At 70.0% G+C, this 16,976-nt stretch carries 15 protein-coding genes and 1 pseudogene; 12 read left to right on the top strand and 4 right to left on the bottom strand.

All coding sequences use genetic code 11. The annotated features are described in order from the left end of the window. The first annotated feature begins 94 nt into the window (after positions 1-94). Both ABZ880_RS51115 and ABZ880_RS51110 read left to right on the top strand, forming a co-directional pair. Positions 95-673, top strand: coding sequence for an IS607 family transposase (locus ABZ880_RS51115; protein WP_361278107.1), 579 nt, complete (start codon positions 95-97; stop codon positions 671-673). Next, positions 666-2,282 (top strand): IS200/IS605 family accessory protein TnpB-related protein, encoded by a 1,617-nt coding sequence (locus ABZ880_RS51110; protein ID WP_361278105.1) that lies wholly within the window; start codon positions 666-668, stop codon positions 2,280-2,282. The genes ABZ880_RS51115 and ABZ880_RS51110 overlap by 8 nt, the downstream gene beginning before the upstream one ends. A gap of 494 nt (positions 2,283-2,776) precedes the next feature. Here ABZ880_RS51110 and ABZ880_RS51105 read toward each other — a convergent pair whose 3' ends face one another. Next, the gene (locus tag ABZ880_RS51105) at positions 2,777-4,390 is read right to left on the bottom strand and encodes an MFS transporter (RefSeq protein ID WP_361278103.1); all 1,614 of its coding nucleotides are present in this window, start codon (positions 4,388-4,390) and stop codon (positions 2,777-2,779) included. A 185-nt stretch (positions 4,391-4,575) separates the two neighbouring features. On the opposite strand from ABZ880_RS51105, the gene ABZ880_RS51100 reads away from it, so the two are divergent. Both ABZ880_RS51100 and ABZ880_RS51095 read left to right on the top strand, forming a co-directional pair. Further along, entirely contained in the window at positions 4,576-5,214 is a 639-nt protein-coding gene (locus tag ABZ880_RS51100; RefSeq protein WP_361278101.1) for a TetR/AcrR family transcriptional regulator, read from the top strand. Between the two features lie 59 nt (positions 5,215-5,273). After that, positions 5,274-6,056, top strand: coding sequence for a DUF2993 domain-containing protein (locus ABZ880_RS51095; protein WP_361278099.1), 783 nt, complete (start codon positions 5,274-5,276; stop codon positions 6,054-6,056). A 2-nt stretch (positions 6,057-6,058) separates the two neighbouring features. Here the strand turns inward: ABZ880_RS51095 and ABZ880_RS51090 are convergent, their stop codons facing one another. Beyond that, positions 6,059-6,694 (bottom strand): TetR/AcrR family transcriptional regulator, encoded by a 636-nt coding sequence (locus ABZ880_RS51090; protein WP_361278097.1) that lies wholly within the window; start codon positions 6,692-6,694, stop codon positions 6,059-6,061. A gap of 135 nt (positions 6,695-6,829) precedes the next feature. Between ABZ880_RS51090 and ABZ880_RS51085 the strand changes: the two genes are divergently transcribed. From ABZ880_RS51085 to ABZ880_RS51065, 5 genes are read left to right on the top strand one after another with little or no spacing between them, the layout of a single operon-like run. Continuing rightward, entirely contained in the window at positions 6,830-7,975 is a 1,146-nt protein-coding gene (locus ABZ880_RS51085) for a VOC family protein (RefSeq protein ID WP_361278095.1), read from the top strand. A 36-nt stretch (positions 7,976-8,011) separates the two neighbouring features. Next, positions 8,012-8,950, top strand: a complete 939-nt coding sequence (locus ABZ880_RS51080; protein WP_361278093.1) for a fumarylacetoacetate hydrolase family protein — start codon at positions 8,012-8,014, stop codon at positions 8,948-8,950. A gap of 19 nt (positions 8,951-8,969) precedes the next feature. Next, complete coding sequence (locus ABZ880_RS51075; RefSeq protein ID WP_361278091.1) at positions 8,970-10,550, top strand: bifunctional 3-(3-hydroxy-phenyl)propionate/3-hydroxycinnamic acid hydroxylase; 1,581 nt, start codon at positions 8,970-8,972, stop codon at positions 10,548-10,550. After that, positions 10,547-12,520 (top strand): acetoacetate--CoA ligase, encoded by a 1,974-nt coding sequence (locus ABZ880_RS51070; RefSeq protein ID WP_361278089.1) that lies wholly within the window; start codon positions 10,547-10,549, stop codon positions 12,518-12,520. Before ABZ880_RS51075 ends, ABZ880_RS51070 begins: the two co-directional genes overlap by 4 nt. After that, complete coding sequence (locus ABZ880_RS51065; protein ID WP_361278087.1) at positions 12,517-12,870, top strand: DoxX family protein; 354 nt, start codon at positions 12,517-12,519, stop codon at positions 12,868-12,870. Before ABZ880_RS51070 ends, ABZ880_RS51065 begins: the two co-directional genes overlap by 4 nt. 477 nt (positions 12,871-13,347) lie before the next feature. On the opposite strand, the gene ABZ880_RS51060 is transcribed toward ABZ880_RS51065, so the two are convergent. Next, entirely contained in the window at positions 13,348-13,695 is a 348-nt protein-coding gene (locus tag ABZ880_RS51060; protein ID WP_361278085.1) for an STAS domain-containing protein, read from the bottom strand. A 280-nt stretch (positions 13,696-13,975) separates the two neighbouring features. Here ABZ880_RS51060 and ABZ880_RS51055 point away from each other — a divergent pair, with 280 nt between their 5' ends. Then, complete coding sequence (locus ABZ880_RS51055) at positions 13,976-14,245, top strand: hypothetical protein (protein WP_361278083.1); 270 nt, start codon at positions 13,976-13,978, stop codon at positions 14,243-14,245. A 7-nt stretch (positions 14,246-14,252) separates the two neighbouring features. On the opposite strand, the pseudogene ABZ880_RS51050 reads toward ABZ880_RS51055, so the two are convergent. After that, a pseudogene (locus tag ABZ880_RS51050) lies at positions 14,253-14,393 on the bottom strand (carboxymuconolactone decarboxylase family protein); the annotation flags it as partial. Between the two features lie 251 nt (positions 14,394-14,644). Between ABZ880_RS51050 and ABZ880_RS51045 the strand changes: the two are divergent. Next, positions 14,645-15,526 carry a helix-turn-helix transcriptional regulator gene (locus ABZ880_RS51045; protein WP_361278081.1) on the top strand — a complete coding sequence of 294 codons (882 nt, stop codon included), beginning with the start codon at positions 14,645-14,647 and terminating at the stop codon, positions 15,524-15,526. Positions 15,527-15,573: 47 nt separating this feature from the next. Beyond that, positions 15,574-16,560: an aldo/keto reductase gene (locus ABZ880_RS51040; protein ID WP_361278079.1), complete on the top strand. Its 987-nt coding sequence runs from the start codon at positions 15,574-15,576 to the stop codon at positions 16,558-16,560. Positions 16,561-16,976: the final 416 nt, after the last annotated feature.

Genomic DNA, 16,976 nt, shown 5'->3' with positions numbered 1-16,976 from the left:
AGTTCTCTGCCGCTCAGAAGGGGTTACGAACTGCTCGTGTTTGAGTCAACTTTAGTGTGTATGAGGGCCTCTGAGTGGGTGTTAGGGTCACTGTATGAACCTCAAGGAGTGGGCGAAAGCGAACGGTGTGCACCCGCATACCGCCTATCGCTGGTTCCGTGAGGGGACGTTGCCGGTCCCGGCCGAGCGGGTTGGACCGCGCACGATTCTGGTGAACATTGAGGCGAGGTCCTTACCGGCCGTGACGGGTGGTGTGGGCCTCTATGCCCGCGTGTCGTCGCACGATCAGAAGTCTGATCTTGAACGTCAGGTTGCCCGGCTCGCCCAATGGGCTGCCGCCGGCGGCCACCGTGTGGTGCGGATCGAGTCCGAGATCGCCTCGGGCATGAACGGCGGTCGAACAAAGGCCAGGCGGCTGCTCGCCGACCCGGACGTGACAACCGTGGTGGTGGAGCACAAGGACCGGCTCGGCCGGATGAACGTGGAGCTGATCGAAGCCGCGCTGTCCGCGACCGGGCGCAGCTTGGTGGTGCTGGATGACGGCGAAGTCGAAGACGACCTCGTGCGGGACATGATCGAGATACTGACCTCGTTCTGTGCCCGCCTGTATGGTCGCCGGTCGGCGAAGAACCGGGCGAGGAAGGCCCTGGCAGCGGCGGCTGCCGATGGGTGAGTCCAAAAAGCCGCTGCGCGCGATCCGCTCGCCGTTTGTCGCGCTCGGTCCGTCGGGTGTGTCGATACGCGACCGCCTCAAGGGCCTTACCGCCGAGGATGACAGGCTCCTGCGGCTGCTCGGCGAGCACCTTGGGTCGCTGGCATCCCGTGATCTGGCGGCCCGCTGTGCTGACGGACTGGAACACTCCACCGACACGTGGGCCGCCCGCAAGCGCGAGGTGACCGTCCAGTCGTCGTCCCGCTGGGCCGGCAGCATCACGAAGGCCACCCACGATCAGTGGGCGCTGTCCCGGCGCGGTCAGACCGCACACCTGGACTGTCTCGATGCAGGCATCCGCACGCTGCGGCACCGTCTGTCCCTGCCGATCGGGGAGAAGGGCAGCAAGCGCGCCCCCGGCGGCTACCGCTCCAAGCACGAGTGGTTCGTCAAGTCCCGACGCCTGGTGATGCTTAGGGACCGACACGCCGGCGTGCGGGCCGATCATGAGGCCGGTGTCGTGCACGTGGTACGCGGCGGCCGGCAGCTGCTGAACACTAGGCACAACCTGCAGGACGCCAAGCTCACCGAGCCCCGGTGGCGGGAACGCTGGGAGGCGGCGCGCTGGTTCCTCGCGGCTGACGGTGAGTCGGGGAAGCGATACGGAAACGAAACGATCCGCGTCACCCCCGACGGCGAGGTCAGCGTCAAGCTGCCCGCACCGCTGGCGGAACACGCCAATGCCAAGCACGGCCGGTACGTCCTCGCCGCGAAGGTCGCTTTCGCCCATCGTGGCGAAGAATGGGCCGACCGCGTGGAGACGAACCGTGCGGTGGCCTACCGCATCCATCTGAACGTGGCCCGTGGCCGCTGGTACCTGGACGCGTCATGGACCCGGCCTGTCGTGCGGACGATCCCGCTGGAGGCGGCACGGGCAGGCGGCGTGGTCGGCGTGGACACCAACGCCGACCACTTCGCCGCATGGCAGTTGGACGTGCACGGCAACCCGACCGGCCAACCCAAGCGGTTCCCCTACGATCTCACCGGCACCGCCCATCATCGTGATGCGCAGATCCGGCACGCCATCAGCCAGTTGCTGCACTGGGCCAGGCAGTGCGGCGTCGCCGCGATCGCGATCGAAGACCTCGACTTTGCCATCGAGAAAACCCGCGAGAAGCACGGTCGCAACAAGCGGTTTAGGCAACTCATCTCCGGCATCCCTACCGGCAGACTCAAGGCACGGCTCGTGTCGATGGCCGCCGTATTTGGCATCGCCATCGTCGCCGTCGATCCGGCCTACACTTCCCAGTGGGGCGCGCAGCACTGGCACAAGCCCATGACCGCGCCCCGCCGCACCACCACCCGTCACGATGCCGCGAGCATCGCGATTGGACGACGCGCCCTCGGACACCCGATCCGGCGACGGACGCCACCGCCCCGTGCACACCAGAGCGATGTGCACGGGCATCGGACCCTCCAGGCCATATCGGATGACCAAGGGCGTGAGGAAACCCGCCGCCCCGTCACGGACCGTGGTCACGAGCCACCCGCCCGGACTGGGAGCAATCAAAGAACGCGGGCAACCAGCACATCCAAAACCGTTCGGGATGCGCGCAGTGACTGGCAGTGAGTCCAAGACACACTCCTGCTCACTGATTAGGAACGGTAGGCCCGTGGTCCGTCTGCCGGATGAGCCGGTTCCCACACGCCGTGCCACCGTGGAGCGCGGCCCGAAACCCCTGCCGCGCCCGCCGGACAGGAAGGGGTCCTGGGGCAACGCGTAGCCGATCTCGACGCTGATCTGGTCGCGCAACAAGTCCGGGGACTCAGGCGCGATCTCCCGTTCGACGAACTCGCCCACGTCCCGCCCCAGGAGTGCCCGCACCTTGTGCCGCAGCTCGGGATCCGGCAGGGGACGCCCCCGCGCGTCCTTCTGGAGCTCACCATCCGGAGCCTTCTGCGGCGCTCGTGGGTGTGTCAACGTCCCGGGTGTGGACAGCAAAAGAGGACGGTGCCGGGCGTCCCCTCCCGGCACCGTCCCGGGGCCGTGCGCCGCTCAAGGCACGGCCCGTCCTGGGGGCGGAGGAGGCCGGAATCGGGGTTCCGGCCTCCGATGTACGGGGCTCAGGCGCCCACGGTCTCGGTCTGTTCCTCGGTCGTCTGCGCCACCTCTTCCGCACCGTGCTTGGTGGTGTGCTTGCGGCCAGGCAGGACGGCGATGACGATCAGGGTTCCGGCGGCCATGATGATGCCGCCGATGAGACTGGTGTGGGCGATGGCGTGGGCGAAGGACTCGTGCACCGCTCCCAGCAGGGTCTGGGCCTGCTCGGCGCCGCCCTGGGGGTTCTTGGCGACCTGCTCGGCGACCGCGATGCCGCCGCCGACGGAGTCCTTGGCGGTGTCCATGGCCGCGGCCGGGAGGTGGCCGCCGACCATGTCGGTCAGCTTGTCCTTGTAGGACGTGGCCAGCAGCGAGCCGAGGATGGCGATGCCCAGGGCGCAGCCCAGTTCCAGCGCGGTGTCGTTGGCGCCGCCGCCGACGCCCAGCTCGTCCTCCGGGAAGGAGCCCATGATGGTGTCGGTGGCAGGGGACAGGCTCAGGCCGATGGCGAAGCCGAGCAGCAGCAGGGGTGCCAGGAAGTCGGTGTACGTCGAGCCCGACTCGATCTGCGTGAGCAGGAAGACGCCTGCCGTGCCGATGACCATGCCGGTGCCGACCACCAGCTTCACGCCCAGCTTCGGGGCGAGCTTTCCGGTGACCGCGGCGCCGACGAAGACCGCGCCGGCCAGCGGCAGCAGGCGGATGCCGGTCTCCAGGGCGTCGTAGCCGAGGACGAACTGCAGGAACTGGGTGGAGTAGTAGATCGAGCCGAAGGTTCCGAAGAAGAAGAACAGCACCGCGAGCATCGAGCCGCTGAAGGGCCGCTCGGTGAACTTGCGCACGTTCAGCATCGGGTTCGGGTGCTTCAACTCCCAGGCGACGAAGGCCAGCAGGCCCACACCGGCTACCACGGCCGCGGTGGTCGGGCCGGCGCCCCAACCGAAGTGCGGGCCCTCGATGGTCGCGTAGACCAAGCAGCCGACCGACACGATCGACAGTAGACCGCCGACGTAGTCGATCCGGCCCATGCCCTCCGCCTTCGACGGCGGCACCAGCAGCAGCGCGCCGACGACGCCGAGGACGGCGATGGGCACGTTCATCAGGAAGGTCGAGCCCCAGGCGTGGTTCTCCAGCAGCCAGCCGGCGGCCAGCGGGCCGGCGGCGATGGCGAGACCGGAGGTCGCGGACCAGGCGGTGATCGCCTTGGCTCGCTCGGCCCTCGGGAAGATCGCGACCAGCAGGGAGAGGGTGGCGGGCATGACGACGGCGGCACCGACGCCCATGATCGCGCGGGCGACGATGACGAGGTTCGTCTCGTCCACCAGGCCGCCCATCACCGAACCGCCGATGAAGATCAGCAGGCCCAGGACGAGGGCGCCCCGACGGCTGTACTTGTCGCCTATCGCACCGAGCACAAGCATCAGCGCGGCATAGGGGACGGTGTAGCCGTCGATGACCCACTGGAGGTCACTGCTGCTCAGCCCCAGGTCCTTGGTCATGTCTGGGGCGGCCACGATCAGCGACGTGTTCGCCATGACCACGATCAGCAGGCTCAGACAGAGCACCAGCAGCGCCCACCAGCGGCGTGGATAGGGCTCGGTCATCTTCTCGACGGGTGTCTTCGCAAAGAGCGGCATCGTCAGGCTCCTCGGCAGGAGGTGAAGCGGTGGCTTCGGTGGGTGGATCAAAGGGAGCGGTGCGAGCGAGACCACGAGGGGGCCGGCACCAGGGGCAGTTAATTGCCCGTCGATGTGCAGACTAGTTTATTGCCCGTCGTTGTGCAACTATCGAGTCGCCCTCCCTCGTCTACCGGAGGTCCGACATGACCCACGCACCCGTCACAGCCACCCCGGAACGCAGCCGAACCCTGCTCACACGGGCCCGCATCCTCGAAGCGGCCCGACAGCAGCTCGGCCGCGACCCCGACAGCAGCCTCAGTGACATCGCCGAGGCGGCAGGCGTCGTACGACGCACGGTCTACGGCCACTTCAACGGCCGGGCCGCGCTCATGGAGGGACTGGTGGAGGACGCCGCGCAAGCGTTGCGGCAGGCACTCGCGGTCCCGCGCGCACCCGTGACGGATGCCGCCACGGAGCTGGCCCGCTTCGTCCTCGCCGTCTGGCCCGTCGGCGACCGCTACCGCATCCTGCTCCGCCTCGCCCCCCAGGACCTCGGCCCCGAACGGGTCACCGAAGTCCTCGCCCCCGCACGCGACACGGCGGAGGCGATCATCTCCCGGGGCCAGCGGCAGGGCGTTTTCCAGACCGGCATTCCGTCGGCGGTGCTGACCCGGGCACTGGAGGGACACCTGCTAGGGCTTCTGGACTGCGTGAACAGCGGGGCCTGGAGCGACGACGGCACCGGCACCGCGACCGCCGCCCTGATCGCGATGGGCGTGGACGCGGACAGCGCCGCCACGTGTGTCCACGGACTCGTCCGGCCCGAGGGCGACGCCGCGTAGGCGCACTTCCCCAAGCCACACCCGGCCCTCCCGGGCCGCCCAACAACGTACGGAGAACCATGTACCAGTCCCACCGCGACGAGGAGTACGTCGGCGAGCCCTACTACGGCGACGGCTCCGTGTACGTGAGCCCCCCGGCCCGGGCCAGGCGACGCCTGATCATCGTCGCCGCGTCCCTGGCGGCCTTGCTGATCGGCGCCGTCACAGTCGACCGGATCGCCGCAGCTCGCGCGGAGAGCCGCACGGCCAAGGCTTTCCAGGATGGAATGGGAACCGCCGATCGCCCATCAGTGCACGTCAGCGGCTTTCCCGTACTGACCCAGCTCGCCGAGGGCCGCCTTGACCACGTCGACCTCACCGCCCACGACATCCCCGCGAACGGCACGACCCGGCCCCTGCCGGTGACGAAGCTGACGGTCGGGATGGACGGACTGAAGGCCTCGGGGGGCGCCGACGAGGCGCACGCCCGCAGCGTTCAGGCGACCGCCCACCTGTCGTACGCGGACGTGTCGAGCGCGCTCGGCGTGGAAGTGTCGCAAGGCGACGAGTTGGGCCGGGTCAACGCGACCGCAAGTCTGCCGCTGGTCGGTGACGTGACCGTGAGCGCGGCCGTCTCGGCGGCGAGCGGCAACCGCATCGCCTTCACCGGCGTACGGGCAGAGCAGGGTGAACTGCTTCCCCCGCTGAAATCACTACTCAACAGGGCTCTGGACGAGCCCATCCCGCTGCAGAACGTTCCCGAGGGGCTCCACCTGCGGTCGGTCACCACGACCGAGGACGGGATCGATGCCCGCTTCACGGGCCGATCGGTCACCTTCCGCCCGGACTCGTCGTCCGCTTGAAGTCAGTCGAGGTCGGGCAGGGGGCGCCGTGCGACCTCGTGGGCGTCGTCCATCGACAGGCCCAGCATGCGCAGGACCATCTCGGCGAGGTTCACGGCGGCCTCGTCGCCGTCCACCTCGGGGCGGGCGAATCGCAGCTCCACCAGAGACAGCAGGGTTCCGCCCAGTGCGGACAGGGCGACCACGGGGTCGAGGGTGGTGAATCGGCCGGAGGCGATGCCGACCTGGACATCACGCAGCGCCCGGCGGGCCAGGCCGTTGTCCGAGTGGATGTGGCCGAGGCCGCGGCGGCGCAGAACCTGCATCAGCTCCGGGTGCGAGTCGGCCATGCGGGCGCTGAGCCGGAAGCCGGCCGCGACCAGCTCCGCCGGGTCGTCGATCCCCGTCAGACGCTCGTCGAAGGCCTGGCCGAACTCCTCCAGGGCGTCCACCACTGCCGTCTCGAACAACTCCGCCTTGGAGTCGAAGTGGTTGTAGAAGGAGCCGAAGCCCACGTCGGCGCGCTCGGCGATCGCCTGGATGCTCGCGCTGGTGTCGCCGCTCTCGGCGAGTATCTGCCGGGCCGCTCGCACAAGAGCCCTGCGGGTCTCCGCGCGACGCCGCTCGAACCGGTTGCTGGGCAGGGCTGACGTAGACATGCGCAGAGTCTAACCCTCGGGACGATAACGATCGCAGTCCTGATGAATTCATCATTTCCTGCCGCGAACATCTTGACGACAGAACTGTCACAGTTGATGATTTCCTCATTACGGCAATGTTGCTCGGAGGGCACCATGTCTGAAATCCGCGTCAACGGGGCCGACGTCATCACGGCCCACCAGGACCTCCACAGCGAGCAGGGCGCCCTGCGCGGCGAACACCCTGGTCGCTCCCGGAATCCCGTGATCAAGGTGGCCGACCTGGCCTGGCTGGAGTTCGAGAAGCCCGACCTGGACCGCGCCGAGGTCTTCGCCCGGGACTTCGGGTTCGGCATCGCAGCGCGCACCGAGCGGGAACTGTGGCTGCGCGGCACCTTCGCCGGATCACCCTGCATGGTGATCCGCAAGGGGCGCACCTCCCGCTTCATCGGCCCGGCGTTCCGTGCCGCCGAGCGGACCGACCTGGACCGGCTGGCCCGCACCACCGGATCGTCCGTACGGGAAGCCGACGTTCCCGGCGGCGGCCAGGCGGTCGACCTGCTCGACCCCTCGGGCTTCCCGGTGCGGGTGGTGCACTGCGGCGAACAGCTCCAGGCGCTGCCGGAACAGCAGTCGCTGCTGCTGAACTTCGGCACCGATCACCCTCGTACGAACGCCACCCAGCGGCCGCCGCGCGAGCCCTCCCGCATCCAGCGTCTTGGGCATGTGGTGCTGGAGACACGGGTGTTCGGCCGGGCGCTGGACTGGTACCTGGACACCCTCGGCATGATCGTGTCCGACTTCCTGTTCCTGGACGGACAGCGCGGGCGCGGCCCGACGATGGCGTTCGTCCGCTGCGACCAGGGCGGCCTGGCCGTCGACCATCACACGCTGGCCATGCACCTGGGCCCGGGCAACGGCTACGTCCACTCCGCCTACCAGGTCACCGACCTGGACTCGATCGCGGCCGGCGGCGAGTACCTCAAGGAGCGCGGCTACAAGCGCAGTTGGGGCATCGGCCGGCACATCCAGGGCAGCCAGCTCTTCGACTACTGGCGCGATCCCGACCACTTCATGCTGGAGCACTTCGCCGACGGCGACCTGTTCTCCTGCGACGTGGAGCCGGGCTGGGCACCGATGTCGACCAGCGGTCTGGCCCAGTGGGGCCCACCCGCCACCCGCGACTTCCTCGGCGCGAGCCCCTCGCCGCAGCGGGTCCGCGATGTCATCGAGGCGCTGCGCGGCGACAACGAGATGGACCCGGCGCGACTGTTCGGCCTGCTCAAGGCCGCCAACTCCTGAACCACCGCACGCGATTCCCTTCACAAAGGTACTGACATGAGCACCAATGTCCTGCGCACCGCCGACGGCTGGTGGGTCGTCCGAGGCGACCGAGCCGTCCCTGTCGAGACCAAGGCCGTGACCACCGCCGAGCTGCTGGCCGACCGCGCCGCCGTCCAGGAGGCCGCCGTCTCCGGCGAGCCGGGCACGCCGGTCGCCGATCTGGTTGCACTCTCGCCGGTCACCACGCCCTGCCGGGTGGTCGCCCAGATGGTCAACTACCGGAGCCACGCCCGCGATTCGGGTTTCACCGGCGACATCCCGCCTGCTTTCTTCCGTAAGGCGTCGGGCTCGGTCAGCGGTCCCGGCGAAGCCGTCGTCCGCCCCGCGCACGTGAAGTTCCTGGACTACGAGATCGAACTCGGGCTCGTCATGGGCGCACCGCTGCCCATCAATACCGTGGTCGAGGAGCGGGACCTGCCGTCGTACGTCGCCGGGCTGGTGATCACCAACGACATCAGCGCCCGCGAGGTACAGCTGACGAAGACGCAGTTCTACGAGAGCAAGTCGTACCCCACCTTCACGCCCACCGGGCCCCACCTCACGCTCCTGGAGCCGGCGGACTTCGCCCGTCTCCTCGATCTGCGGCTGAGGTTGAGCGTCAACGGCGAGCTGCGCCAGGACCGCACCCTGGCCGACATGATCGTGCGTCCGGCGCAGGCGCTGACCCTGCTGGCCCGCTTCCAGACCCTGGACGCCGGCGACCTGCTGCTCACCGGTACTCCCGGCGGCACGGCCCTGAAGGCGCCGCCGAAGGCCGTCGAGAAGATCGGCTCGCTGCTGCCGCCCGCGGTGAAGTGGAAGGCCTTCTTCAAGAGCCAGGCGAAGAACCCGCACTACCTGCACACGGGCGACGTGATCACGGCGACGATCGCGACCCCGGACGGCCACATCGACCTCGGCGAGCAGCGCACGCCCGTCGCGGCCGCGAACTGACACCCGAGGTGAGCCGCACATGACCGTCGACGAAGCCGCACGTGTGCCCGTCGTGATCGTCGGGGCCGGGCCGGTGGGCGTGACCGCCGCCCTCCTCCTGGCCCGGCGCGGGATCCGCAGTGTTGTCCTTGAACGCCACCGGGACATCTATCCCCTCCCGCGCGCCGTAGCCAACGACGACGAGATCCATCGGATCCTTCAGGCCGCGGGCGTCGGCGAGGAGTTCACCGCGATCTCCCGCCCGGCCAACGGGCTGCGGCTGCTGGACGCCCGGCACCGGGTGATGGCCGAGTTCCGGCGCTCCCAGCACGGCCACCACGGCTATCCGCAGTCCAGCATGTTCGACCAGCCCGAGCTGGAACGGGTGCTGCGCGACGCCCTGGCCAAGCGCACGGAATGCGAACTGCGCGGTGGCGTGGAGGTCACCGGCGTCGGCCCGGACACCGCCGGCCCCGTCCGGGTGACCTACCGCGACGACACCGGCGATCACGAGCTGTGGGCCGAGGCGGTCCTCGGCTGCGACGGCGCGGGCAGCCTCACCCGCGAGGCGATCGGCGGCGTCTGGGAGGACTTGCACTTCGAGGAACGCTGGACGGTCATCGACGCCGAGACGACAGGTCCCGTCCGTTGCTGGGAGGGCGTCGACCAGGTCTGCGACCCGGAGCGGCCGGGGACCTTCATGCGGGTGAACGAGAGCCGCTACCGCTGGGAGTTCCGGCTCCGGGACGGGCAGGAGACGGTCCGCGAGCTGGTTGCCCCGTGGCTGCCGCCCTCGTACGACGGGGACTTCGAGGTCGTCCGCGAGACGCAGTACACCTTCCGGGCACGCGTCGCCGACCGCTGGCGCAGCGGACGGGTCTTCCTCCTCGGCGACGCCGCGCACCTCACCCCACCGTTCGTCGGACAGGGACTGTGCTCGGGGCTGCGAGACGCCCACAACCTCACCTGGAAACTCGCCCGCGTACTCCGACAGGGCGCGGACGAACGGCTGTTGGACACCTACGAGCGTGAACGCAGGCCGCACGCCCGGCATGTGGTCCGGCTCGCGGTCATCATGGGATGGGCCATGACCGGCGGCCAGGACGGCGCCGCCGCGATCCGCCGCAGGGTGCTGTCCGCGGCATGCCGCATACCTGGCCTGACCGAACGGGCCGGCCGCGACCTCAGCCCGCCCCTGACCGCGGGACCGCTCGTGCGGCGCGGCATCCGCCGAAGCCTGGCGGGCACGATGTGTCCGCAGCCCTGGGTGCACGTCGACGGCCGGCCTACCCGTCTCGACGAACTGCTCGGCGACTCCTTCACGATCCTGACCACGGCCGATCCCTCGCCTTCGCTCATCGCGCTCGCCCAAGGCCTCGGCATCCAGACGGTCTCCGTGGCCGACGTCGGCGACGACGGCACTCTGTCCGCCTGGCTGCGCGCCGGCCGGGCGGACTCCGTCCTGCTGCGCCCCGACCGCGTCGTCCAGGACGTCGTCCCGGTCGGCGGCCGCGACTTCACCGATACCGCGGCCTGGGCACGCCTCCTGCACACCACGCGCAGCCCCCAACCTTCCCCCCGGACCGCCGAGCAGAGCCTGCTGAGGAGCGCCCCACAATGACCAGGCCGTACCCGGACCCCTTCACCACGCCCGATCCACGGGCCGTCACCGACAGCCACATCATGGACTTCGCCCGCCACGCCGGGATGGACGGCACCGACTACGCCGCCCTGCACCAGTGGTCGGTCACCGACCTGGAGGGCTTCTGGGGTGCGGTGTGGGAGTACTTCGACCTCGACGCGGACACCCCGTACGAGCAGGTGCTGGCCGAGGAACGGATGCCCGGCGCCCGCTGGTTCACCGGCGCCACCCTCAACTACGCCCACCACGCCCTGCGCAACCTCGCCGACGACCGGCCCGCGATCATCGCACTGGACGAGAACGGCTCGGGCTACCAGCTGACCGGCGAGCGGTTGCGCCTGCTGGTCGCGTCCGTCGCCGCGACCCTGCGCGACCTGGGTGTCGGCCAGGGTGACCGGGTCGTCGGCTACCTGCCCAACACCCCGCACGCCATCGTCGCGTTCCTCGCCGCGGCGAGCCTGGGCGCCGTGTGGTCGGTGTGCGGTCAGGACTACGCGCCGAAGGCCGCCGCCGACCGGTTCGGCCAGCTCGAACCCACCGTGCTGATCGCGGCCGACGGCTACCTGTTCAACGGCGCCACCCACGACCGTCGCAAGGCCGTCCTCGAACTGGCCGGGGCCCTGCCGACATTGAAGGCGACGCTGCTGGTCGACCATGTCGGCCTGCCCTGGCCCGAGGGCAACTACCCGTCCCTGGTGGTTCCGTGGGAGGACGCGGCTACCCGCACCGAGGAACTCGCCTTCACCGCGGTGCCGTTCGACCACCCTCTGTGGGTCGTGTTCTCCTCCGGTACCACCGGCCTGCCCAAGGGCATCGTGCACGGCCACGGCGGTGTCCTGCTGGAACACCTCAAGACCCTCGCCCTGCACTCCGACCTCGGCCCCGGCGACCGGCTCCTGTGGTACACCACCACCCACTGGATGATGTGGAACCTGGTCGTCTCCACGCTGCTGACCGGTGCCACGACGTGTACGTACGACGGCAGCCCGGCCCCCTTCGCCAAGCTCGACGTGCTGTGGGAGCTGGCCGCCCGTCACCGGGTGACCGTCTTCGGCACCAGCCCCCAGTACCTGCTGGGCATGGCCAAGTTCGGCATCGACCCCTCCGCGCACGACCTGTCGTCGATCAGGGTGGTCGGCTGTACCGGCTCCGCCCTGCCGGCCTCCGCCTATCCGTGGGTTCGCGACCACGTCGGCGACCGCGTGCTGCTGGCCTCCATCAGCGGCGGCACGGACGTGGTCTCCGGCTTCGCGGGCAGCGCGCCCAACACCCCCGTCTGGGCAGGGGAGTTGTCGGCCCCGCACCTGGGCGTGGCGCTGGCTGCGTACGACGCCGAGGGCATGCCGGTGGTGGACCAGGTCGGCGAGCTGGTCGTCACCCGCCCCATGCCGTCGATGCCGCTGTACTTCTGGAACGACCCCGACGGCAGCCGCTATCACGACGCCTACTTCTCCTCCTACCCCGGAGTGTGGCGGCACGGGGACTGGATCACGCTCACGGGCCACGGCTCGGTGATCGTGCACGGCCGCTCCGACTCCACGCTGAACCGCAACGGCGTACGGCTGGGCAGCGCAGACATCCACGATGTCGTCGAACGCCTCCCGGAGATCGCCGAGGCCCTGGTCATCGGCGCGGAGGAACCGGACGGCGGCTACTGGATGCCGCTGTTCGTGGTCCCCGCCGCCGGTACGACCCTGGACGACGCCCTGCGCGACCGCATCCGCGAGGCCGTCCGCACCGGCGCCTCACCACGCCACGTACCCGACGAGATCATCGAGGTGCCGGGCATCCCGCACACCCGCACCGGCAAGAAGCTCGAGGTCCCGGTCAAGCGCCTCCTCCAGGGCGCCCCCATCGAGCAGGTCGTCAACCCGGCCGCGGTGGACGAGCCCGGCCTCATCGACCACTTCGCCCGGTTGGGCGCCGAACGCCGGAACCGGTCGGCATGAGAGCCGCGCAGATCACCCTCGCCGTCGCCCTGTCCGTCGTCCTTTTGCCCCTGGGCCTGGCGAAGATCGCCGCGGCGCCGGTCATGCGCCAGGCGGCGGCTCACCTCGGCATGTCACCCGGCCAATACCGCGTCATCGGCGCCCTGGAGGTCGCCGGGGCCGCCGGGCTGCTGCTCGGACTGGCTGCGGGTCCGCTCGGAGCGGCGGCCGCGATCGGGCTGGCGCTGCTGATGGCCGCCGCGGCGGTGGTCCACCTGCGGCACGGCGACCCGCCGGTGCGGGCGCTGCCCGCCGTCGTACTGGCCGTGGCGGCGCTGGCATACGCCGGGACGGCGGTCTCCGTGGGCTGACATCGCCCGAAGGCACGCCGATGACCCGGGCCTGCTGCACGGCGTACCGTCGACGGTGTGGACGTCACGGCCGGTGACCCTGGCCTTGAAAATGACCAATCCTGGCCGGTCGGCGGTGCCGGCAGACGCGATCCTCGGCTGCCGAGTGAGGTCTCGCCGGCTGGAGGGCCGGGAGCGGTTTCGTGAAGGCGGTGTTCGTGGCCGTGTCCGGCAGCTGCTGCTGTCGTTGGGTCATGCATGGCGGATAAGCCGACCCCCGGCCCGATGCCTCAGCTGCTGGGCGCGTACTGGCTGGACTCTCCGGTTGTGCGGCACGACGGCTGCAGATGTTTCCAATCCGTCCAAGATCGGAGGCATACTGCGGGGCCAGGCCGCGCAGGCAGCTCCCTGTTTCGGGCCTCGATACTGGTCGCCGCGTCCGCGCTGATCGTTTTCGCGCTCGCGGTCGCCGCGACGGCGTGATCGCCTCGTCGGGCCTCAGCCCTCGTGCGGGATGTCCGGCAGGCCTGGAGCCTCGAGCAGCAGCTGGGTCACGCCGGCGACATCGAGCAGGCGTCGTACCGGGGGTGAGGCGGCGACGAGTCGCAGGCTGCCGTGTGCCGCCTGGGCTTGGAGGCGGTGGCGCAGGAGCAGGTTGAGGCCGCTGGAGTCGGCGAACGAGACCTGGGCGAAGTCGAGTTCACAGGGGCGGGAGCGCAGGGGCGCCAGCACCGCGGCGAGTTCGGGCGCGGTGCGTATGTCGAGTTCACCGGCCACCCGCACCAAGACGGTGCCGAGCGTGTCGACAACGTCGATCGCCCAGGAGGGCGACGCTGGCGTGGTCATGCTGACAACTTCCTCGTGCGCTCCTGCCAGAGCCATGCGAGCACGCCGGACCGCGTCGCTCATCCGGGGCAACGGGGTGGCACGTGCCTCCGTGTGAGGCACCGGGTGATCCAACCAGCTCAGCGGCCGGAGATCATGTGAAGCAGCAGGACTCAGCCAGGAAATGGCCAGATCGCGGCGGTTGCACGCACCGAGGTGCCGTCCCGCGGGGGGTCGGTCGGCCCTACCCCCTGAGGCGGCCGGAGAGCACCCTGGGGTGATACCGGCACGGGAGGGCAGCATGACGACCCTCGACTGCGTGGCCAAAGGTCTTGTCGATCAGTTCTTCGCGCAATGCCGGCCGGACGCCGAGCCTGCCCTGGCCCGCTGGCGTCAGAGAGGGGAGCTGGACCGGGTCACGGTCAGCCAGCTCAGGCTCTGGGCGGCCAACCGCGCCCTGGAGGCGTTCACGCGGCCGTCCCGCGGTGGGCCACAGCAGGCCGCAGCGGTCAGGGAGCGGAAGCTGCTGATCGACTGGCTGGAGGCCCACGGCCACCAGGCTCTGGCGTGAGCCTGCACTGCTTGCCGCGGTACAGCGCGGCGAGCACGCTCACGGTGACCAGGCTGCGATCCCGCGGGGCGAGGCCGGACCGCTCCCCGACGTCGCCGAAGAGGACACCGTTGGTGACCTCGACGAGCTTGGGCGCGACGCCGACCAGCTCCTAGGGTGCGGACCGCTTCGCCATAGGCCGACTCCTTCGCTCATAGACGGTGTGTGGCCGGGCCCTGCCGTCCTGGAATCAGGTGCCCGTCCTGGCACCCTGAAGCTCTCGTCCGAGGTGGTCCGCCCGGGAGCCGCAGCAGCGGCCACCACCGAGGCAACCGCAGTCCCGCGCGGGCGGAAGGCACGGCCGTGCCAGGTACTGACAGAGCCCCCCTCGCCTGCGCCAGCCCCCATAGCCTGGAGGGCGTGAGCACCGAGAGCGACATCCGCGAATTCCTGGCCTCTCGCCGCGCCAAGGTCACCCCGCAGCAGGCCGGGCTGCCCGCCTACGGCGGCAACCGGCGCGTGCCCGGGCTGCGCCGCGAGGAAGTCGCGATGCTCGCCGGCGTCAGCGTCGACTACTACGTCCGCCTCGAACGCGGCCACCTCGCCGGAGCCTCCGAGGAAGTCCTCGACGCCATCGCGGGTGCCCTGCAGCTCGACGAGGCCGAACGCGCCCACCTCTACGACCTCGCCCACGCCGTCACTCGACGCCGCACCAGGCGCACCCGCGGCCCGCTGCCGGACAGTGTCCTGCGCGTCCTTGACTCCGTGACCGACTCCCCGGCCTTCATCCGCAACGGTCGCCTCGACATCCTCGCCGTCAACCGACTCGGCCGTGCCCTGTACTCTCCGCTGTTCATTGAGGGCGCACCGCGCCCGGTCAACATCGCCCGCTTCCAGTTCCTGGCCCCGCCCGGCCCGGACTTTTTCGCCGACTGGGAGCGGTCCGTGAACACGACCGTCTCCCTGCTGCGCACCGAGGCCGGGCGGGCTCCCGGCGACAGTGACCTGACCGGGCTGATCGGCGAACTCGGCACCCGCAGCGTGGAGTTCCGCACCGCGTGGGCCAAGCACTGCGTGCGCCTGCACCACACCGGCCGCAAAGGCTTCCGTCACCCGGTCGTCGGCGAGATCACCCTCGACTTCGACGCCATGGAGCTGCCCGCACAGCCCGGCCTGACCCTGACCGCCTGCAGCACCGGACCCGACTCCCCGGCCCACGATGCACTGCAGCTGCTGGCCGCCTGGGCCGTCATCGAAGACGCCTCCGCAACCGCAGACTCGGACCGCACCAGCAGCCACTGAACCCTGCCCCCGGCCTTCTGACCTCGCTCACCGCAAGGAGACACACAATGCACACCCGTATCCTCGGCCAGGGCCTTGAGGTCTCGGCGATCGGCCTGGGCTGCATGGGCATGTCCCAGAGCTACGGCCCCAATCCCGGCGATCGGCAGGACATGATCGCCGTGATCCGTGGCGCCGTCGACCGCGGCGTCACCTTCTTCGACACCGCCGAGGTCTACGGCCCCTACGCCAACGAAGAGCTCGTGGGCGAAGCACTCGCCCCTGTGCGCGACCAGGCCGTCATCGCGACCAAGTTCGGCTGGCGCATCGAAGACGGCAAGTCCGTCGGTCTCGACAGCCGGCCGGAGCAGATCAAGCGGGTGGCCGACGCCTCGCTGCGCCGGCTGCGCACGGACACGATCGACCTCTTCTACCAGCACCGGGTCGACCCCGACGTGCCGATCGAGGACGTCGCGGGCGCCGTCGCAGAGCTGGTACAGGCCGGCAAGGTGCGGCACTTCGGCCTGTCGGAGGCGGGTGCCGCGACGATCCGCCGTGCGCACGCCGTCCACCCCGTGACGGCGGTACAAAGCGAATACTCTCTGTGGACCCGCGACCCCGAACCCGAAGTCCTGCCCACGCTCGCCGAACTCGGCATCGGATTCGTCCCCTTCAGCCCGCTCGGCAAGGGCTTCCTCACCGGCACCGTCGACACCACGACCGTGTTCACCGACGGCGACATCCGCACCACCATTCCACGGTTCGACCAGGACAACCTCGCCGCCAACCAGGCACTGATCGACCACGCAGCCGCCCTGGCCCACGCGAAGAACGCCACCCCCGGACAGGTGGCCCTGGCCTGGCTGCTCGCCCAGCACCCGTCGATCGTGCCGATCCCCGGCACACGCCGCATCGCACGGGTGGAGGAGAACGCCGCCGCCACACAGCTCGCCCTGTCTGCCGACGAACGGGCGGACCTGGACGCGCTGGCGGCCCGCATCGGCGTCCGCGGCGACCGCTACAACGAGATGCACATGAGTCTGGTCGACAAGTAGACGGGCCGCGCCCCAGCAGTGCACCCTCCGGACGGCCCAGAGACACCGGCCACCGGCGCATCAGCGCCGTCAACCAACTCTCGATTGGCCAACTACATCGTCACAGCTTCTTGACCAGTGAGGACGCATGGACCTCTGGCCACCTGACGATCGAAGTCACAGTGGGGGCGGTCGGCACAGCGGGCCGGGGTCAGTCTTCCTCCGCTCCGTCTCCGTCCTCGTCGAGTTCGGGCGTCCGGGTCGCGTCCGCGGTATCAGCCTGACGGGCTGACACCGCGGGGCGCAGGAGTGATACCTCCACACGATCCGATCTGGAAAGTGGCGGGGGGCGTGCGACGGTGTTTGGTTGGGGCCCCCCCCCGGCCCCACAACAACCCCGGGACCCCGAAGGGGGGGGTTAGAGGCGCCCCCCCGGG

This window comes from Streptomyces sp. NPDC047043, assembly GCF_040644055.1.
Lineage (GTDB): Bacteria > Actinomycetota > Actinomycetes > Streptomycetales > Streptomycetaceae > Streptomyces.
This window is presented reverse-complemented; position numbering and strand designations above follow the sequence as displayed.

Excerpts from the sequence above, each read along its gene's own strand:
- ABZ880_RS51065 (WP_361278087.1), top strand. The coding sequence starts at position 12,517 with ATGAGAGCCGCGCAGATCACCCTCGCCGTCGCCCTGTCCGTCGTCCTT.
- ABZ880_RS51085 (WP_361278095.1), top strand. The coding sequence starts at position 6,830 with ATGTCTGAAATCCGCGTCAACGGGGCCGACGTCATCACGGCCCACCAG.
- ABZ880_RS51080 (WP_361278093.1), top strand. The coding sequence starts at position 8,012 with ATGAGCACCAATGTCCTGCGCACCGCCGACGGCTGGTGGGTCGTCCGA.
- ABZ880_RS51070 (WP_361278089.1), top strand. The coding sequence starts at position 10,547 with ATGACCAGGCCGTACCCGGACCCCTTCACCACGCCCGATCCACGGGCC.
- ABZ880_RS51040 (WP_361278079.1), top strand. The coding sequence starts at position 15,574 with ATGCACACCCGTATCCTCGGCCAGGGCCTTGAGGTCTCGGCGATCGGC.
- ABZ880_RS51105 (WP_361278103.1), bottom strand. The coding sequence starts at position 4,390 with ATGCCGCTCTTTGCGAAGACACCCGTCGAGAAGATGACCGAGCCCTAT.
- ABZ880_RS51090 (WP_361278097.1), bottom strand. The coding sequence starts at position 6,694 with ATGTCTACGTCAGCCCTGCCCAGCAACCGGTTCGAGCGGCGTCGCGCG.
- ABZ880_RS51075 (WP_361278091.1), top strand. The coding sequence starts at position 8,970 with ATGACCGTCGACGAAGCCGCACGTGTGCCCGTCGTGATCGTCGGGGCC.
- ABZ880_RS51095 (WP_361278099.1), top strand. The coding sequence starts at position 5,274 with ATGTACCAGTCCCACCGCGACGAGGAGTACGTCGGCGAGCCCTACTAC.
- ABZ880_RS51115 (WP_361278107.1), top strand. The coding sequence starts at position 95 with ATGAACCTCAAGGAGTGGGCGAAAGCGAACGGTGTGCACCCGCATACC.
- ABZ880_RS51055 (WP_361278083.1), top strand. The coding sequence starts at position 13,976 with ATGACGACCCTCGACTGCGTGGCCAAAGGTCTTGTCGATCAGTTCTTC.
- ABZ880_RS51060 (WP_361278085.1), bottom strand. The coding sequence starts at position 13,695 with ATGACCACGCCAGCGTCGCCCTCCTGGGCGATCGACGTTGTCGACACG.
- ABZ880_RS51100 (WP_361278101.1), top strand. The coding sequence starts at position 4,576 with ATGACCCACGCACCCGTCACAGCCACCCCGGAACGCAGCCGAACCCTG.
- ABZ880_RS51110 (WP_361278105.1), top strand. The coding sequence starts at position 666 with ATGGGTGAGTCCAAAAAGCCGCTGCGCGCGATCCGCTCGCCGTTTGTC.